The organism is Pseudomonas sp. NFIX10, from assembly GCF_900111955.1.
Classification (GTDB): Bacteria; Pseudomonadota; Gammaproteobacteria; order Pseudomonadales; family Pseudomonadaceae; genus Aquipseudomonas; species Aquipseudomonas fluorescens_AA.
Map to the genome: position 1 here is coordinate 97,251 of NZ_FOKH01000015.1, position 15,612 is coordinate 112,862.

Below are 15,612 nucleotides of genomic sequence, written 5' to 3' on the forward strand. Positions count from 1 at the left end.
TCTGCATATGACAAAACCCCCGGCAGGGCCGGGGGTTTTGAAGGTCACTCGTCGAGGAAGGAGCGCAGATGCTCGCTTCGCGTCGGGTGGCGCAGTTTGCGCAACGCCTTGGCTTCGATCTGGCGAATCCGCTCACGGGTTACATCGAACTGCTTGCCGACTTCCTCAAGGGTGTGGTCGGTATTCATGTCGATGCCGAAGCGCATGCGCAGTACCTTGGCTTCACGGGCAGTGAGGCCGGAGAGTACTTCGCGAGTCGCTTCCTTGAGACTCTCGACAGTGGCGACATCGATCGGAGACTGCATGGTGGAGTCTTCGATGAAGTCCCCCAGATGGGAGTCTTCGTCATCGCCGATCGGGGTTTCCATGGAGATCGGCTCTTTGGCGATCTTCAATACCTTGCGGATCTTGTCCTCAGGCATTTCCATGCGTTCGCCCAGCTCTTCCGGCGTCGGTTCGCGACCCATTTCCTGCAACATCTGCCGGGAAATGCGGTTGAGCTTGTTGATCGTCTCGATCATGTGCACCGGGATACGGATGGTGCGGGCCTGGTCGGCGATCGAGCGAGTGATCGCCTGACGGATCCACCAGGTGGCATAAGTCGAGAACTTGTATCCGCGACGGTATTCGAACTTGTCCACCGCTTTCATCAGGCCGATGTTGCCTTCCTGGATCAGGTCGAGGAATTGCAGGCCGCGGTTGGTGTACTTCTTGGCGATGGAGATCACCAGACGCAAGTTCGCTTCGACCATCTCTTTCTTCGCGCGACGGGCCTTGGCCTCGCCGATCGACATGCGACGGTTGATGTCCTTGATCTCGGCGATGCTCAGGCCAGTCTCGGCCTCCAGCGCACTGAGCTTCTGCTGGCAACGAATGATGTCCGGCTGCAGGCGGGCAATGGCTTCAGCGTATTTGCTCTTGCCCTTGGCCAGTGCATCGGTCCAGCTTTCGTCGACTTCATTGCCCGGGAACTGGCGCAGGAAATCAGCGCGTGGCATGCGGGCATCACGCACGCAAAGCTGCATGATCGCGCGCTCTTGCTGACGCAAGCGATCCAGGGCACTGCGAACACGCTCGACCAGGCCTTCGAATTGCTTCGGCACCAGTTTGATCGGCATGAACAACTCGGCCAGCGCCAACAGCTCGGCAATCGCCTGCTTGTTGTTGCGGCCGTGCTTCTTCAGCGCCTTGCGGGTGATTTCCATCTGGTCGGCCACGGCGCCGAAACGCTGTGCGGCGATGACCGGATCCGGACCGCTTTCGGCCTCTTCCTCGTCGTCGCTCGCTTCGGCGTCGTCGTCATCGGTGTCGTCGTCGGCCTTGACGGCTTTCGCATCGATCGGCGGCGGCACTTCGGCGGCAGGCGGCGCAATGCCGTCGTCCGGGTCGATATAGCCACTCAGGACGTCGGACAGGCGGCCACCTTCGGTGGTGACGCGGGTGTACTCGGAGAGAATATGGTCAACCGTGCCAGGGAAGTGCGCGATTGCGCCCATCACTTCACGGATGCCTTCTTCAATACGCTTGGCGATTTCGATTTCGCCTTCACGTGTGAGGAGCTCTACCGTACCCATTTCACGCATGTACATGCGCACGGGGTCCGTGGTGCGACCAATGTCGGTCTCGACCGCTGCCAACGCTGCGGCCGCTTCTTCAGCGGCCGCCTCGTCGGTATCGGCGTCGGCCAGCATAAGGGCATCCTTATCTGGAGCAACCTCGAATACGTTGATCCCCATGTCATTGATCATGCGGATGATGTCTTCCACCTGTTCCGGATCTGAAATATCCTCCGGCAGGTGGTCGTTGACCTCCGCGTAAGTCAGGTAGCCCTGCTCACGACCCAATAGGATCAACTCTTTGATACGAGACTGCTGTTGCGCTTTTCCGGACATAACACCCTATCCACTGAAGGTCTTGGCGGGCAAAAAACAAGCCGAGGATTATACCTGAGCTGTGACCTCACGCGCCAGTTGAGGTCGGGTTTGATGCGCAAACATTGCGGCTGAGTAAGTCGCGCAATTGGTTTTTCTCTTCGCTGGTCAACTCGCTCTGGCGAGCTTTTCGCAGAAGTTGTTCCAGGTTTCGCTCGCGTTGGCGGGCGGACAAGCTAGTAATGGTGTCGAAAAACTGTTGTTCAAGGTTGTCTCCATCAATCAGCCATTCCTTCTCGGCCAAAGCCTTCAAGAGGCGTCCCTGCTCGGTACCGTGCCACCGTGCGATCAACTGGAAAGAGTTTAGCTTGGGGTTCTTCTGCACGGCTTCAAGGAGAGCGACCAGCAATTGTGTATTGCTATGGTCCTCGGCGGCGAAGTGCCCTGCGTCCTCTACTTTTTCCGCCAGTTGCGGGTGATGCAGCAAGGTGCGCAAGGCGGCCAGTGTCGGGGGTTCGACGGCGGCCGGCACGCGCGGGGCACGTGGCTGGTCGCGATCGCCGCGCTTGCCGTTCTTGTCCCAGGGTTTCTTGTCCCATTTCTTGCCGCCGCTGCCGGGTTTTTTCGGCGTCCATTCCTGCTGGGGGGCGTAATCCTGCTGGGGTTGATGATAGTCGGCGAAATCCGGCATCGCGTCGTAATCGATGCCCGGGTCATACGCCGGCGGCGCCTCCTGGGGGGCGCTGTGCACCAGTTGATTGACCGCTTCGCTATTGAGCCCGGTGATTTCGGTCAGGCGCTGGCGCATGAGCGTGCGCAGATTGGCGCCGGGCACCTTGTCGATCAGCGGTGCCGCGAGGGTGGCCATGTGGGCCTTGCCTTCGAGGGAGCGTGGATCGGCTTCTTCGGTCAACTGCTGGAAAAAATAGTCGGCCAGCGGTTGTGCGTGCTGGTTGATTCGCGCACGGAACGCGTCGGTGCCTTCGGAACGCACCAGGGTGTCCGGGTCCTCGCCCTCGGGCAGGAACAGGAAGCGTGCCCGCCGGCCGTCCTGCAGGCACGGCAAGGTCGCCTCCAGTGCGCGCCAGGCGGCGTTGCGACCGGCCTGGTCGCCGTCGAAGCAGAACAGCACGTTGGGCACGACGCGAAACAGGCGCTTCATGTGCTCTTCGCTGGTGGCTGTGCCCAGGGTCGCGACGGCGTTGCGCAGGCCTTGCTGGGCCAGGGCTATCACGTCCATGTAGCCCTCGACGACGATGATTTCGTCGAGGTTGCGGTTGTTCTTGCGCGCTTCGTACAGGCCGTAGAGTTCCTGGCCCTTATGGAACACCGGGGTTTCCGGGGAGTTCAGGTACTTCGGCTTGTCATCGCCCAGCACCCGGCCACCAAAGGCGATGATCCGCCCGCGCGTGTCGCGGATCGGAAACATGACCCTGTCGCGAAAGCGGTCGTAGCGCTTGCCGGTTTCGGCGTTTTCGATCAGCAGGCCTGCATCGATCATGGCGCGCTGCTGCAGCGTGTCGCTGCTTAGATGCTTGTACAGGTTGTCCCAGCCGGGCGGGGCGAAGCCGAGGCCGAAATCCCGGGCGATTTCCCCAGTCAGGCCGCGGCCCTTGAGATAATCCACCGCGGCCTTGCGGGCCGGATGGCTCTTGAGGGCCTGGCGATAGAAATCGGCCGCCGCTGTCAGCAGTGGGTAGAGCGGTGAGTCGGTCGGTTGGCGCGGCTTGTGCGGTCGACCGCTTTCCTCGCGGGGAATTTCCATGCCAGCGGCTTTGGCCAGTTCTTCGACGGCCTGGGGGAAGTCCAGGTTGTCGTGGTCCATGAGGAAGCCAAGGGCATTGCCGCCCGCGCCGCAACCGAAGCAGTAGTAGAACTGCTTGTCGGGGCTGACGCTGAAAGAGGGCGTTTTCTCTTTGTGAAACGGGCAGCAGGCCGTGTAGTTCTTGCCTGCTTTCTTCATTTGCAGGCGAGAGCTGACCACGTCGACGATGTCGGTGCGGTTCAGGAGGTCGTCAATAAAGCTCTGGGGAATCAGCCCGGCCATGGCGTTCTCAATCATCACTGCGCGAAATATGGACCCGAAATCGGCAGGCGTAACCGGGTCTGGGTTTGAGACACGCTGAATCGGTGGCTCGACCGGGTCGTCTGCATCATCGCTGTCGGGAAGTGTATCTGCCGATAATCCACTGACGTTAATAACTATCAGTATTCGACTGTTTGAATGTGTTGCGCTGAGTCCGGTAACGGCCGGTCAGGCCTCGGATAGCTCATGAAGCGGGCACGCAGGCAGGTGCCTTGGGCTGATCGTCGTTAGAGGAATCAGGGTGTGCTCGTCGGTAGCCTTGGAAGGCTCGTCAGGAAAGACGTGCACCGCTGGCAAAAGAGCCAGGTCTGACGCGGTGAAGCGGTTGTCTTGGTCGCATCTGCGGCTTTGACGGTGAAGCATCAAGCGTTATTCCGCAAATGCCATAAGCCCGGCTTGAAGGCCGGGCTTGGCAGAAGCTTGCTACGGACGTCTGTGTATTAGTACAGACGTACGGCGCGGCGCTGTTCGCGCTGAACTTTCTTGGCGTGACGCTTAACAGCGGCTGCTGCCTTGCGCTTACGCTCAGAAGTCGGCTTCTCGTAGAATTCGCGGCTACGAACTTCAGCCAGAACACCGGCTTTTTCGCAGGAGCGCTTGAAACGACGCAGAGCTACGTCGAAGGGTTCGTTCTCTTTTACTTTGACGGCTGGCATCCAGAGCTACCTTCATTCATTACCGGGGTCAACATCCTCGCGGCAAAAGAGCACTTGAAGACGTCGGTTTTTAAGGGTTGCGGATGTTAACCCCTCAACGCTCGGAATGCAAAGCCTCTGATCGAAAACCGCTGGTCGGGGCACAACGCGGCGACTATTATGCGCGCCTTCGAATTCAGCCTCTACAAGGCGCAAACCCATGCTAGTACTGGGATTAGAAACCTCTTGCGACGAAACCGGTGTCGCACTTTACGACAGTGAGCGCGGCCTGCTGGCCGATGCGCTGTTCAGCCAGATCGACCTGCACCGCGCCTACGGCGGGGTGGTGCCGGAACTTGCCTCCCGCGATCACGTCAAGCGCATGCTGCCCTTGATCCGCCAGGTCCTGGTCGAAGCCGGCTGCATGCCGACCGAGATCGACGGCATCGCCTACACCGCCGGCCCGGGTCTGGTGGGCGCGTTGCTGGTTGGCGCTTCCTGTGCCCAGGCGCTGGCCTTTGCCTGGGGTATTCCAGCCCTGGGCGTGCATCATATGGAAGGCCACTTGCTGGCACCGATGCTGGAGTCGCAACCGCCACAATTCCCGTTCGTCGCTTTGTTGGTATCGGGCGGCCATACCCAGCTCATCCGGGTCGATGGCATCGGCCAATACGAGCTGCTCGGCGAAACCCTCGACGATGCCGCCGGCGAAGCATTCGACAAGACGGCGAAAATGATGGGGCTCAATTATCCCGGTGGGCCGGAAATTTCCCGGCTTGCAAGCCAAGGGGTCGATGGGCGCTTCGTGTTCCCGCGGCCAATGTGCGACCGCCCCGGCCTGGATTTCAGTTTCAGCGGGCTGAAGACCTTCGCCCTGAACACCTGGCAGCAGTGCGTCAGCGCCGGGGACGACAGTGAGCAAGCCCGTTGCGACATCTCGCTGGCGTTCCAGCAGGCCGTGGTGGAGACTTTGACCATCAAGTGCAAGCGTGCCCTGAAGCAGGCCGGGCTCAAGCGCCTGGTGATCGCCGGGGGCGTAAGTGCGAACAAGGCCTTGCGCACATCGCTGGAGAAAATGCTCGGTGACATGAAGGGCGACGTTTACTACGCCCGGCCGGAGTTCTGCACAGATAACGGCGCGATGATTGCCTTTGCCGGCTGCCAGCGTTTGCAGGCGGGCCAGCAGGAAAGCCTGGCCATCAGCGTGCAGGCGCGCTGGCCCATGGAGCAGTTGGCACCCCTGTGAAACGGCCTTTAAAAATGCCGTTCGCGCCCGGCGAACAGGTCGCGTAGATTGCCCCGGTGACGCCAGACGATCAGTGCGACCAGCACGGTCATTGGCAGCAAGGCCGCCGGCTCCTGCCAGGCCAGCAATGGCAGGGTCAGCGGTGTGGCGATCAGCGCGGCCAGGGAGCTGGTGCGGGTCAGGTAGAACGTCAGCAGCCAGGCGCAGACAGCCAGCAGGGCGGCGGGCGGGTACAGGCCCAGCAGCATGCCGGCGGCGGTGGCGACGCCCTTGCCGCCACGGAAGCGGAAGTACAGCGGGAACAAGTGGCCGATGACGGCACAGACGCCGATCCAGGCCTGTTGCTGCAACGAGAGCCCTGCAAGGCTGGCGATCAATACCGGGACAAGGCCTTTGCAGAGGTCGCCCAGCAGGGTCAGGATGGCGAGCTTGCGTCCGGCCAGGCGCAGCATGTTGGTGGCGCCGGCATTGCCTGAGCCACTCATTCGCGGATCCGGGCGACCGGTCAGGCGGCTGAGCAAAATGGCGAAGGACAGCGAGCCGAGCAGGTAGGCGAGAATCGCCAGTAACCAAAACATGCTAACTATTCCGGGCGAGGACGCCCTGATTCTAACGGGGCATCGCGCCCTTGTCGTGCTGCGGAGAAGAGTGCTTGGACAGAGTGTTTATCGAGGGCCTGGAAGTCGACACGGTAATCGGTGCCTACGACTGGGAGCGAGGTATCCGACAGTGCCTGCGGCTTGACCTGAGTTTCGCCTGGGACAACCGCCCGGCGGCCGCGGGCGACGACCTGACCCTGGCGCTCGATTATGCCAGCGTGTCGTCGCGCATCCAGGCGTTTGCCGAGCAGGCGCAGTTCCAGTTGGTCGAGACCTTCGCCGAACGACTGGCCCAAGAGCTGATGGACGAGTTCAAGATCACCTGGCTGCGTCTGAAAGTGACCAAGCCTGGCGCCGTACCGGCGGCCAGCGGCGTTGGCGTGGAGATCGAGCGCGGATGCCGCTGACTCAGGTTTTTCTCGGGCTCGGCAGCAATATCGAGCGCGAAACCCATTTGTGCGCCGGTCTTGAGGCTTTGGCCGGTTTCCTCGTGGACATGCGCTGTTCGGCCGTGTTCGAGAGCCAGCCAGTGGGGATCAAGAGCGGGCCGTTCTTCAATTTTGTCGTCTCGGCCTTCACGGACCTGCCGCTGATGGAGTTGGATCGTCGTCTCAAGTTCATCGAGGCGGACAACGGTCGTTATGCGCCAGACCGCAAGGGACTGCCACTGGACATCGACGTGTTGTTGTATGGCGAACAGGTCGGCAACTTCGATGGGCTGATCCTGCCGCGTGCGGAAATCCTCAAGAACGCCTTCGTCCTGTGGCCTTTGTCGTTGATCGCGCCGGATCGGATTCATCCGGGCGTAGGCAAAAGCTTCGCCACGTTGTGGGAAGAAGCGCAGATCGACCAGGTGCTGGCGCCGGTGGCGTTCGAGTGGCGCGGCCAGCAGCTGACGCCATCGAATCTGCGCTGAAGCGCCTGCCACTATCGCGAGCAAGCTCGCTCCTACAGAGGATTTCAGTCGAACACAAGACATGTGTCCACTGAGAGTCACTGTGGGAGCGAGCTTGCTCGCGATGACGGCGGCACATCCAGCAAAAATGCAAACTGACACGACCCCCCGTCAGCTCGCCGCTTCCTTATAGGCTTTCAACGCCCTGAGCCGCTCACGCTTGATCGCCTCACCCAGCTCCGGCCCCTTGAAGCCTTTCTCCAGCAAAGGCTGCACCGCCACTGCGCGGGCCGCTGCTGCGGCACCCCGCAGATAATCAGCCTGTGGATAACTTCGCTGCTCAAGCCCCTTGCGCCCCCGAGCGTCCATCTCGCAGGCCGCGATGAATTCCTCGAAGCGCTGGGGCCGGCGGTACACATCAAAGCTTTGTAGCAGCTCAAGCAGAGTAGATGCCTTCAGTTCCAGCACGCGATGACCATGGGTATGGTATTGGCCCACCAATAACGCCAGTTCCTGACAGTCGCGCGGCGCCTTGAAGCGCTCGCTGACGGCTTTGATCAGCCTCAAGCCCGTGTGCTCATGGGCGATGTGTCGCGGCCATTCGTGCTGGGGCGTCAGGCCTTTACCCAAGTCATGGAGCAGGCAGGCCCAGCGGACCGTTAGCGGCTGTTGATGCAGTGCCGCCTGTTCCAGCACGCTCAGGGTATGGACACCAGTATCGATTTCCGGGTGATGGGCTTCAGGTTGTGGCACGCCGAACAGCGCGTCGACTTCGGGCAGCAAGACCTTGAGGGCCGTGCAGTCGCGCAAGACCTGAATAAATACCTGGGGTTGCTTTTCCAAGAGCGCGCGGGAAATTTCTTTCCAGCTGCGCTCGGCCGTCAACGCCTCCAGTTCGCCGGACTCGCTGAGCTGGCGCATCAGCTCAAGGGTTTCGTCCGCCACCTTGAAACCCAGCGGCGCATAACGCGCGGCAAAGCGGGCAACCCGCAGGACTCGGAGCGGATCTTCGGCGAAAGCGGGGGAAACGTGGCGCAGCACCCGGGCTTCCAGATCGCGCTGGCCGTGGTACGGATCGGTCAGGTTGCCATGTTCATCTTCAGCCATGGCGTTGATGGTCAAGTCCCGACGGACCAGGTCTTCTTCCAGAGTGACTTCAGGGCTGGCATGGAACACGAAGCCGCCATAGCCGCGGCCGCTCTTGCGCTCGGTGCGAGCGAGGGCGTATTCCTCGCCGGTCTTCGGGTCGAGGAATACCGGAAAGTCGGCCCCCACGGGGCGAAAACCCTTGGCGAGCATTTCCTCGGCGGTGGCTCCCACGACGACCCGATCGATGTCGGTGACGGGAATGCCCAGCAGGCGATCGCGTACGGCGCCGCCAACTTTATAGATCTGCATAAAAAACCTCCATTGGTCCGACAGGATAACCTTTGCGTCAGACGTCCGGAGGCGAAAACGGGATCAAAGATGAATGACGGCCAGGTCCAGGCGACCATAATCGCCTTCGGCTTGTTCGCCTTTGGGAGGGACATGGTGGGTTTTCATCACTTGGTCGCCTTGCAGGGTTTCCAAGTGGATGTCGAAGCCCCAGAGGCGATGCAGGTGCTTGAGCACTTCATCGGTGGAGTCACCCAGTGGTTTGCGGTTGTGCGCCTGGTGCCGCAGGGTCAGCGAGCGGTCTCCGCGGCGGTCGATGCTGTAGATCTGCACATTGGGCTCGCGATTACCCAGGTTGTACTGCGCCGCCAGGGTTTCGCGGATGATGCGATAGCCGCTCTCATCGTGAATGGCAGGTACCACCAGGTCGTCCTTCTGGTCGTCATCCAGGATACTGAACAGTTTCAGGTCGCGGATCACCTTGGGGGAAAGGTACTGCAGGATGAAGCTTTCGTCCTTGAAGCTGCTCATGGCGAATTTAATGGCGGACAACCAGTCCGAACCGGCGATTTCCGGGAACCAGCGACGATCTTCCTCGGTAGGGTTTTCGCACATGCGCCGAATGTCGCGGTACATGGCGAAACCCAGTGCGTAAGGATTGATGCCGCTGTAGTACGGGCTGTCGAAGCCAGGTTGGAACACCACGCTGGTGTGGGACGTCAGGAACTCCATCATGAAGCCGTCGGTGACCAGGCCTTCGTCGTACAGGTCGTTCATCAGCGTGTAGTGCCAGAACGTGGCCCAGCCTTCGTTCATTACCTGGGTTTGGCGCTGTGGATAGAAGTACTGGGCGATCTTGCGCACGATGCGCACGATTTCCCGTTGCCACGGTTCCAGCAGCGGCGCATGTTTTTCAATGAAATAGAGAATGTTCTCCTGGGGCTCGGCAGGGAAGCGGGCATTGTCTTTTTCGTTGTACTTGTCCGCACCCTTGGGAATGGTGCGCCAAAGATCGTTGATCTGTTTCTGCAGGTGTTCTTCGCGGTCCTTCTGGCGCCGGCGTTCTTCTTCGGCGGAAATCGGGTACGGTCGTTTGTAGCGGTCCACACCGTAGTTCATCAGGGCATGGCAGGAGTCCAGCAGGTCCTCCACCGCGTCGATACCGTGGCGTTCCTCGCATTGCATGATGTACTGCTTGGCGAACACCAGGTAATCGATGATCGAACTGGCATCGGTCCACGTGCGGAACAGGTAGTTGCCCTTGAAGAAGCTGTTGTGCCCGTAGCAGGCGTGCGCCACCACCAAGGCCTGCATGCAGATGGTGTTTTCCTCCATCAGGTAGGCGATGCAGGGGTCGGAATTGATCACGATCTCATAGGCCAGCCCCATCTGGCCGCGGCTGTAGGATTTCTCTGTGCTGAGGAAGTGCTTGCCGTAGGACCAGTGGTGATAGCCCAGCGGCATGCCGACCGACGCGTAGGCGTCCATCATTTGCTCGGCGGTGATCACCTCGATCTGGTTCGGGTAGGTGTCGAGGGCATAACGGTCCGCGATACGGCTGATTTCGCGGTCGTAGGCCTTGATCAGCTCGAATGTCCATTCGGAGCCGGTGGAAATGGGCTGGCGTTTCTGCTCTTTTTTGGCGGTCATGTCACTAACCTGCGCTGGAAGAGTTCACGGAAGACCGGGTAGATATCCCCGGCCGAGACCAGTTGCTGTTGGGCAAATGTGTCGGAAAATGCTTCGGCAATCCGTTCGTATTCGTACCACAACGCCTGGTGTTCCCGTGGAGTAATTTCCACATAGGTGTAGTACTGGACGAACGGCATGATCTGGTTGATCAGGATGTCACGGCAGATCGGTGAATCGTCGTTCCAGTTGTCTCCGTCCGACGCCTGGGCCGCATAGATGTTCCATTCGTTGGCGGGGTAGCGCTCGGCCATGATTTCCTGCATCAGCTTCAGGGCGCTGGAGACAATGGTGCCGCCGGTTTCCCTGGAGTAGAAGAACTCTTCCTCGTCCACTTCCCGGGCGCTGGTGTGGTGGCGGATGAACACTACATCGATCTTGTCGTAGTTCCGCTTCAGGAACAGGTACAGCAGGATGAAGAAGCGCTTGGCGATGTCCTTGGTGGCCTGGGTCATGGAGCCGGAAACGTCCATCAGGCAAAACATCACCGCCTTGGAGCTGGGGTTTGGCTGTTTCACCAGCAGGTTGTACTTGAGGTCGAACGTATCGAGGAACGGAACGCGATGGATGCGCGCGCTGAGTTTCTCGATTTCCGCTTCCAGGTCCTGAATATCGCCGAAATTGTCGGGTTCTTCGCGTTTAAGACGAGCCAGTTCTTCCTTGACTTCGCGCAGTTTGGCCCGGCTGCTGCCCGACAGCGCGATGCGCCGGGCGTGGGCCGAACGAAGGGTGCGGATGATGTTGATGCGTGATGGGTTGCCTTCATTGCTGATACCGGCACGCACGGTCTTGAAGGTGTCGGTACCGGTCAGGTTGCGCTTGACCAGGTTCGGCAGCTCCAGGTCCTCGAACATGAATTCGAGGAACTCCTCCTGGGTGATCTGGAAGACAAACTCATCCATGCCTTCGCCGGAATTGCCGGCCTTGCCAGGGCCCTTGCCGCCACCGCCGCCCTGGGGCCGGGGAATGTGCTCGCCACTGGTGAATTCCTTGTTACCGGGATGCACGACGGTCTGTTTGCCGCCGCGACCATGGTGAAGCACCGGCTCGTCGATGTCGCGGCCGGGGATGCTGATCTGTTCGCCGTGTTCCATATCGGTAATGGAACGCCGGCTGACCGCCTCTTCGACGGCCTTCTTGATGTGGTCACGGTAACGCCGCAGAAACCGCTGGCGGTTCACCGTGCTCTTGTTCTTGCCATTAAGGCGTCGGTCGATCACATAGCTCATAGGCCCCTCCAGGGGAGCTTCAAGTCGTAAGCCTCAAGCCGTAAGTGGCGTGGCGTCGAGCCTTGGGCTCGACGCCGCTCCCTTGCAGTTTGTAGCTAGAAGCTTGCCGCTGCTTACTGCGATTTCCGGACCCGCAGGTACCACTCGGAAAGCAGTCGTACCTGTTTGTCGGTGTAGCCACGTTCGACCATGCGTGTGACAAAATCGTTGTGTTTTTGCTGGTCCTCCTTGCTGGCCTTGGCGTTGAAGCTGATGACGGGCAGCAGGTCTTCGGTGTTGGAGAACATTTTCTTCTCGATGACCACCCGCAGCTTTTCATAGCTGAGCCAGGTTGGGTTCTTGCCGTTGTTGTTGGCTCGGGCGCGCAGCACGAAGTTGACGATTTCGTTGCGGAAATCCTTCGGATTGCTGATGCCCGCCGGTTTCTCGATTTTTTCCAGTTCCTCGTTGAGGGCCACGCGATTGAGTATTTCGCCGGTTTCCGGGTCGCGGTATTCCTGGTCCTGGATCCAGAAGTCTGCGTACAGCACGTAGCGGTCGAAGATGTTCTGGCCGTATTCGCTGTAGGACTCCAGGTATGCCGTCTGGATTTCCTTGCCGATGAACTCGATGTAGCGCGGGGCCAGGTATTCCTTGAGGAAGCGCAGGTAACGCTCGCGGGTTTCGGCCTGGAACTGTTCCTGTTCGATCTGCTGTTCCAGCACATACAGCAGGTGAACCGGGTTGGCGGCAATTTCGTGGGGGTCGAAGTTGAAGACCTTGGACAGGATCTTGAACGCGAAACGTGTGGACAGCCCGTTCATTCCTTCATCGACGCCGGCGTTGTCGCGGTATTCCTGGATCGACTTGGCCTTCGGATCGGTGTCCTTGAGGTTTTCACCGTCGTACACACGCATCTTCGAATAGATGTTGGAGTTTTCCGGCTCCTTGAGACGCGACAGCACCGTGAACTGGGCCAGCATCTTGAGGGTGTCGGGGGCGCAATGAGCCTTGGACAGCGAGCTGTTGAACAGCAGCTTGTCGTAGATCTTCACCTCGTCGGTCACTCGCAGGCAGTACGGCACCTTGACGATATAGATCCGGTCGATGAAGGCTTCGTTGTTCTTGTTGTTGCGGAAGGTATGCCATTCCGATTCGTTGGAGTGCGCCAGCAGGATGCCGGTGAACGGAATGGCCCCCAGGCCCTCGGTGCTGTTGTAGTTGCCTTCCTGGGTGGCGGTCAGCAGTGGGTGCAGCACCTTGATAGGTGCCTTGAACATTTCGACGAATTCCATCAGGCCCTGGTTGGCCCGGCACAGCGCACCTGAATAACTGTAGGCGTCGGCGTCGTTCTGTGGGAATTCTTCCAGCTTGCGGATATCGACCTTGCCCACCAGGGCCGAGATGTCCTGGTTGTTTTCGTCCCCCGGCTCGGTCTTGGCTACCGCGATCTGGTTGAGGATCGAGGGGTAGAGCTTGACCACCCGGAACTGGCTGATATCACCGCCGAACTCGGCCAGGCGCTTGGTCGCCCATGGCGACATGATGGTGTTGAGGTAGCGGCGTGGAATACCGAAGTCTTCCTCGAGGATCGCGCCGTCCTCCGTGGCATTGAACAGCCCCAGGGGCGATTCGAACACCGGCGAGCCCTTGATGGCATAGAAGGGCACTTTTTCGATCAGTTGCTTGAGTTTTTCGGCCAGGGACGATTTACCGCCACCCACGGGGCCGAGCAGATAAAGGATTTGTTTCTTCTCTTCCAGGCCTTGGGCGGCATGGCGGAAATAGGACACGATCTGTTCAATGCATTCTTCCATCCCGTGGAAGTCCGCAAAGGCCGGATAGCGGCGAATCACCTTGTTGGAGAAGATGCGCGAGAGCCTCGAGTTGGTCGAGGTATCCAGCAGCTCCGGTTCTCCGATGGCCAGCAACAGACGCTCCGCAGCCGACACATAGGCACTGCGGTCCTGCTTGCAGAGTTCGAGGTATTCCTGCAGCGAGTATTCCTCTTGCCGCGTGGACTCGAAACGTTGCTGGAAGTGGCTAAAAATGCTCATGACGTCACCTCGCTCGATACGTGGAGCCGGTGTCGGATCAATCAGTCGACGCTGGACAGCCGCTGGGAACCCAGTTGCCGTTTACCCCCCAGAATGCTTTCAAGAATGCAGGCTCCTGAAAGCTGACTCCCGATGACCCGCGCGCCGGTGTACCGGCTCTCCCCTGTTTTGGATGGCCTGAGGCTAAGGATAGTTCGGAATCGCGGAGGTAAAGGTGGAATACGTAATTAGTTGTGGCAGACCGTTCGTCCGCCATCGCTCAAGCCCACGGTTCACGCGGGCTTGGCCGGGATAAAAAATTATTCGGCGGTGCCTTGCGCTGTTTCTGCAGGATACGTCGCGCGCCACAACTCAAAACCACCGTCCAGGCTGTAGACGTCGGTGAAGCCCTGGCTGATCAGATAGGCGGCTGCGCTCTGGCTGGAGTTGCCGTGATAGCAGACCACGACGGTCGGCGCATCGAGGTCGGCGGCACGGATGAAGTCGGCGATGGAATGGTTATCCAGGTGCTTGGCGCCACTGATGTGCAGAGCCGCAAACGTGGCTGGGTCGCGAACGTCGACGACGACCGCGCCTTGCTCGCGCAGGGCTTGGGCCTGTTCCGGGGGGATGCGTTTGAATTCGGTCATGGGGGACTCCTGTAGCTTGAGCGCAACGCCGGTCAAACGGCGGTGCCGGCCGGCAATGGTGCGGCGGTCGGGTGATGGATTCTGGCGTGGCCCTGTTCGTCGCAATCGCAACGCAGTTGCTCGCCCGTGTCGACGTTCATCAGCGTCATGGCGCTGCCCCACACGCAGCCGGTATCGAGGGCGAAGACGCCGGGTTCGTCGCATTGACCTCCCAGTGCCGCCCAGTGCCCGAAAATGATTTTCAGGTGACGGGTCTTGCGCTCGCTGTGCTTGAACCAGGGGGCGTAGCCGGGGGGGGCGGTCTCGATGCCTTCCTTGCCCTTGAGATCGAGCTTGCCGTCGCGGGTGCAGAAACGCATGCGCGTGAAGTAATTGGTGATGACGCGAAGGCGAGCGCTGCCGGTGAGGTCGTTGTCCCACTTGACCGGCTCGTTGCCGTACATGCCATCCAGGTAGGGTGCGAACAGATTGTCGTCGCGCAATGCCTGTTCCACCTCGCTGGCGCACTTGAGCGCCTTGCGCAGGGACCACTGGGGCGGGATGCCGGCATGGACCAGCGCCAGGTTGCGTGGCTCGTCGTAGTGCATGAGCTTTTGCTGGCGCAGCCATTCCAACAGTTCAACGCAATCGGGGGCCTCGAGGATTTCCCTCAAGGTGTCGGATTTTTTCAGGCGCTCGATGTTCTGCCAGGCGGCCAACAGGTGCAGGTCGTGGTTGCCGAGCACGCACACCAGCGACTGGCGGATGCCGTAGAGAAAACGCAACGTTTCAAGGGATTGCGGGCCACGGTTGACCAGGTCACCCACCAGCCACAGCGTGTCTTCCTGGGGATCGAAGGCGACGCGTTCCAATAGGCATTTGAGCGGATCGAGGCAGCCTTGCAGGTCGCCGACCGCATACGTGGCCATTAGTGCAGCGCTCCGGGCACGGCCAGGCGAAAGGGCTTGATGACAGCGTCGAAGCGCGTGCCGTCCTCGGCCAGCATCTGGTAGGTACCCTGCATGGTGCCGACCTTGGTGGTCATCACGGTCCCGCTGCTGTAGCTGTGGCTTTTACCGGCGTCGATCAGCGGCTGCTGGCCGACAACGCCTTCACCACGCACTTCTTCGACATGGCCGTCGCCATCGGTGATGACCCAGTGCCGCGACAGCAGCCTGGCCGGCAAGGAGCCGTTGTTGCGCACGGTAATGCTGTAGGCGAAGGCGAAGCGGTCATGCTCGGGTTGCGACTGTTCTGCCAGAAAACGGGTGGTGACGCTGACGTCGACCTGGTAACGAGTATCAGACATGCAAATAAGGCCTTAAAACGAAGCGGGACGCG

At 60.1% G+C, this 15,612-nt stretch carries 14 protein-coding genes; 3 read left to right on the top strand and 11 right to left on the bottom strand.

The genetic code is table 11. The features are described 5' to 3' along the window. Nucleotides 1-44 precede the first annotated feature (44 nt). From rpoD to rpsU, 3 genes are all read right to left on the bottom strand, one after another. Nucleotides 45-1,892, bottom strand: a complete 1,848-nt coding sequence (gene rpoD / locus BM321_RS15670) for an RNA polymerase sigma factor RpoD (RefSeq protein ID WP_060740348.1) — start codon at nt 1,890-1,892, stop codon at nt 45-47. 67 nt (nt 1,893-1,959) lie between these two features. Beyond that, a complete protein-coding gene (gene dnaG / locus BM321_RS15675) occupies nt 1,960-3,918 on the bottom strand; it encodes a DNA primase (RefSeq protein ID WP_092202684.1) in 1,959 nt (652 codons plus the stop codon). Between the two features lie 479 nt (nt 3,919-4,397). Then, nucleotides 4,398-4,613, bottom strand: a complete 216-nt coding sequence (gene rpsU, locus BM321_RS15680; protein WP_002551877.1) for a 30S ribosomal protein S21 — start codon at nt 4,611-4,613, stop codon at nt 4,398-4,400. A 199-nt stretch (nt 4,614-4,812) separates the two neighbouring features. Here rpsU and tsaD point away from each other — a divergent pair, with 199 nt between their 5' ends. Then, a complete protein-coding gene (gene tsaD, locus BM321_RS15685) occupies nt 4,813-5,838 on the top strand; it encodes a tRNA (adenosine(37)-N6)-threonylcarbamoyltransferase complex transferase subunit TsaD (protein WP_092443146.1) in 1,026 nt (341 codons plus the stop codon). A gap of 8 nt (nt 5,839-5,846) precedes the next feature. On the opposite strand, the gene plsY is transcribed toward tsaD, so the two are convergent. Next, nucleotides 5,847-6,416, bottom strand: coding sequence for a glycerol-3-phosphate 1-O-acyltransferase PlsY (gene plsY, locus BM321_RS15690; RefSeq protein WP_060740351.1), 570 nt, complete (start codon nt 6,414-6,416; stop codon nt 5,847-5,849). 74 nt (nt 6,417-6,490) lie between these two features. On the opposite strand from plsY, the gene folB reads away from it, so the two are divergent. Both folB and folK read left to right on the top strand, forming a co-directional pair. Next, nucleotides 6,491-6,844, top strand: a complete 354-nt coding sequence (gene folB / locus BM321_RS15695) for a dihydroneopterin aldolase (RefSeq protein ID WP_039590767.1) — start codon at nt 6,491-6,493, stop codon at nt 6,842-6,844. Next, a complete protein-coding gene (folK, locus tag BM321_RS15700) occupies nt 6,835-7,353 on the top strand; it encodes a 2-amino-4-hydroxy-6-hydroxymethyldihydropteridine diphosphokinase (protein ID WP_092443148.1) in 519 nt (172 codons plus the stop codon). Before folB ends, folK begins: the two co-directional genes overlap by 10 nt. Before the next feature lie 150 nt (nt 7,354-7,503). Here folK and BM321_RS15705 read toward each other — a convergent pair whose 3' ends face one another. The 7 genes from BM321_RS15705 to apaG form a co-directional block, all read right to left on the bottom strand. Continuing rightward, the gene (locus BM321_RS15705) at nt 7,504-8,730 is read right to left on the bottom strand and encodes a multifunctional CCA addition/repair protein (RefSeq protein WP_092443150.1); all 1,227 of its coding nucleotides are present in this window, start codon (nt 8,728-8,730) and stop codon (nt 7,504-7,506) included. Nucleotides 8,731-8,793: 63 nt separating this feature from the next. After that, complete coding sequence (locus tag BM321_RS15710; RefSeq protein ID WP_092255206.1) at nt 8,794-10,359, bottom strand: SpoVR family protein; 1,566 nt, start codon at nt 10,357-10,359, stop codon at nt 8,794-8,796. Further along, nucleotides 10,356-11,627, bottom strand: a complete 1,272-nt coding sequence (locus BM321_RS15715) for a YeaH/YhbH family protein (RefSeq protein ID WP_025215799.1) — start codon at nt 11,625-11,627, stop codon at nt 10,356-10,358. The genes BM321_RS15710 and BM321_RS15715 overlap by 4 nt, the downstream gene beginning before the upstream one ends. A gap of 113 nt (nt 11,628-11,740) precedes the next feature. Next, on the bottom strand, nt 11,741-13,663 hold the full coding sequence (locus BM321_RS15720) for a PrkA family serine protein kinase (RefSeq protein ID WP_053125937.1): 1,923 nt from the start codon (nt 13,661-13,663) through the stop codon (nt 11,741-11,743). 299 nt (nt 13,664-13,962) lie between these two features. Continuing rightward, on the bottom strand, nt 13,963-14,292 hold the full coding sequence (glpE, locus tag BM321_RS15725; protein WP_092443152.1) for a thiosulfate sulfurtransferase GlpE: 330 nt from the start codon (nt 14,290-14,292) through the stop codon (nt 13,963-13,965). Between the two features lie 32 nt (nt 14,293-14,324). Continuing rightward, on the bottom strand, nt 14,325-15,200 hold the full coding sequence (locus tag BM321_RS15730; protein ID WP_092331243.1) for a symmetrical bis(5'-nucleosyl)-tetraphosphatase: 876 nt from the start codon (nt 15,198-15,200) through the stop codon (nt 14,325-14,327). Next, nucleotides 15,200-15,580, bottom strand: a complete 381-nt coding sequence (gene apaG / locus BM321_RS15735; RefSeq protein WP_092443155.1) for a Co2+/Mg2+ efflux protein ApaG — start codon at nt 15,578-15,580, stop codon at nt 15,200-15,202. Before apaG ends, BM321_RS15730 begins: the two co-directional genes overlap by 1 nt. Nucleotides 15,581-15,612: the final 32 nt, after the last annotated feature.

Excerpts from the sequence above, each read along its gene's own strand:
- plsY (WP_060740351.1), bottom strand. The coding sequence starts at position 6,416 with ATGTTTTGGTTACTGGCGATTCTCGCCTACCTGCTCGGCTCGCTGTCC.
- rpsU (WP_002551877.1), bottom strand. The coding sequence starts at position 4,613 with ATGCCAGCCGTCAAAGTAAAAGAGAACGAACCCTTCGACGTAGCTCTG.
- BM321_RS15720 (WP_053125937.1), bottom strand. The coding sequence starts at position 13,663 with ATGAGCATTTTTAGCCACTTCCAGCAACGTTTCGAGTCCACGCGGCAA.
- folK (WP_092443148.1), top strand. The coding sequence starts at position 6,835 with ATGCCGCTGACTCAGGTTTTTCTCGGGCTCGGCAGCAATATCGAGCGC.
- BM321_RS15710 (WP_092255206.1), bottom strand. The coding sequence starts at position 10,359 with ATGACCGCCAAAAAAGAGCAGAAACGCCAGCCCATTTCCACCGGCTCC.
- dnaG (WP_092202684.1), bottom strand. The coding sequence starts at position 3,918 with ATGGCCGGGCTGATTCCCCAGAGCTTTATTGACGACCTCCTGAACCGC.
- tsaD (WP_092443146.1), top strand. The coding sequence starts at position 4,813 with ATGCTAGTACTGGGATTAGAAACCTCTTGCGACGAAACCGGTGTCGCA.
- BM321_RS15730 (WP_092331243.1), bottom strand. The coding sequence starts at position 15,200 with ATGGCCACGTATGCGGTCGGCGACCTGCAAGGCTGCCTCGATCCGCTC.
- BM321_RS15705 (WP_092443150.1), bottom strand. The coding sequence starts at position 8,730 with ATGCAGATCTATAAAGTTGGCGGCGCCGTACGCGATCGCCTGCTGGGC.
- apaG (WP_092443155.1), bottom strand. The coding sequence starts at position 15,580 with ATGTCTGATACTCGTTACCAGGTCGACGTCAGCGTCACCACCCGTTTT.
- rpoD (WP_060740348.1), bottom strand. The coding sequence starts at position 1,892 with ATGTCCGGAAAAGCGCAACAGCAGTCTCGTATCAAAGAGTTGATCCTA.
- BM321_RS15715 (WP_025215799.1), bottom strand. The coding sequence starts at position 11,627 with ATGAGCTATGTGATCGACCGACGCCTTAATGGCAAGAACAAGAGCACG.
- glpE (WP_092443152.1), bottom strand. The coding sequence starts at position 14,292 with ATGACCGAATTCAAACGCATCCCCCCGGAACAGGCCCAAGCCCTGCGC.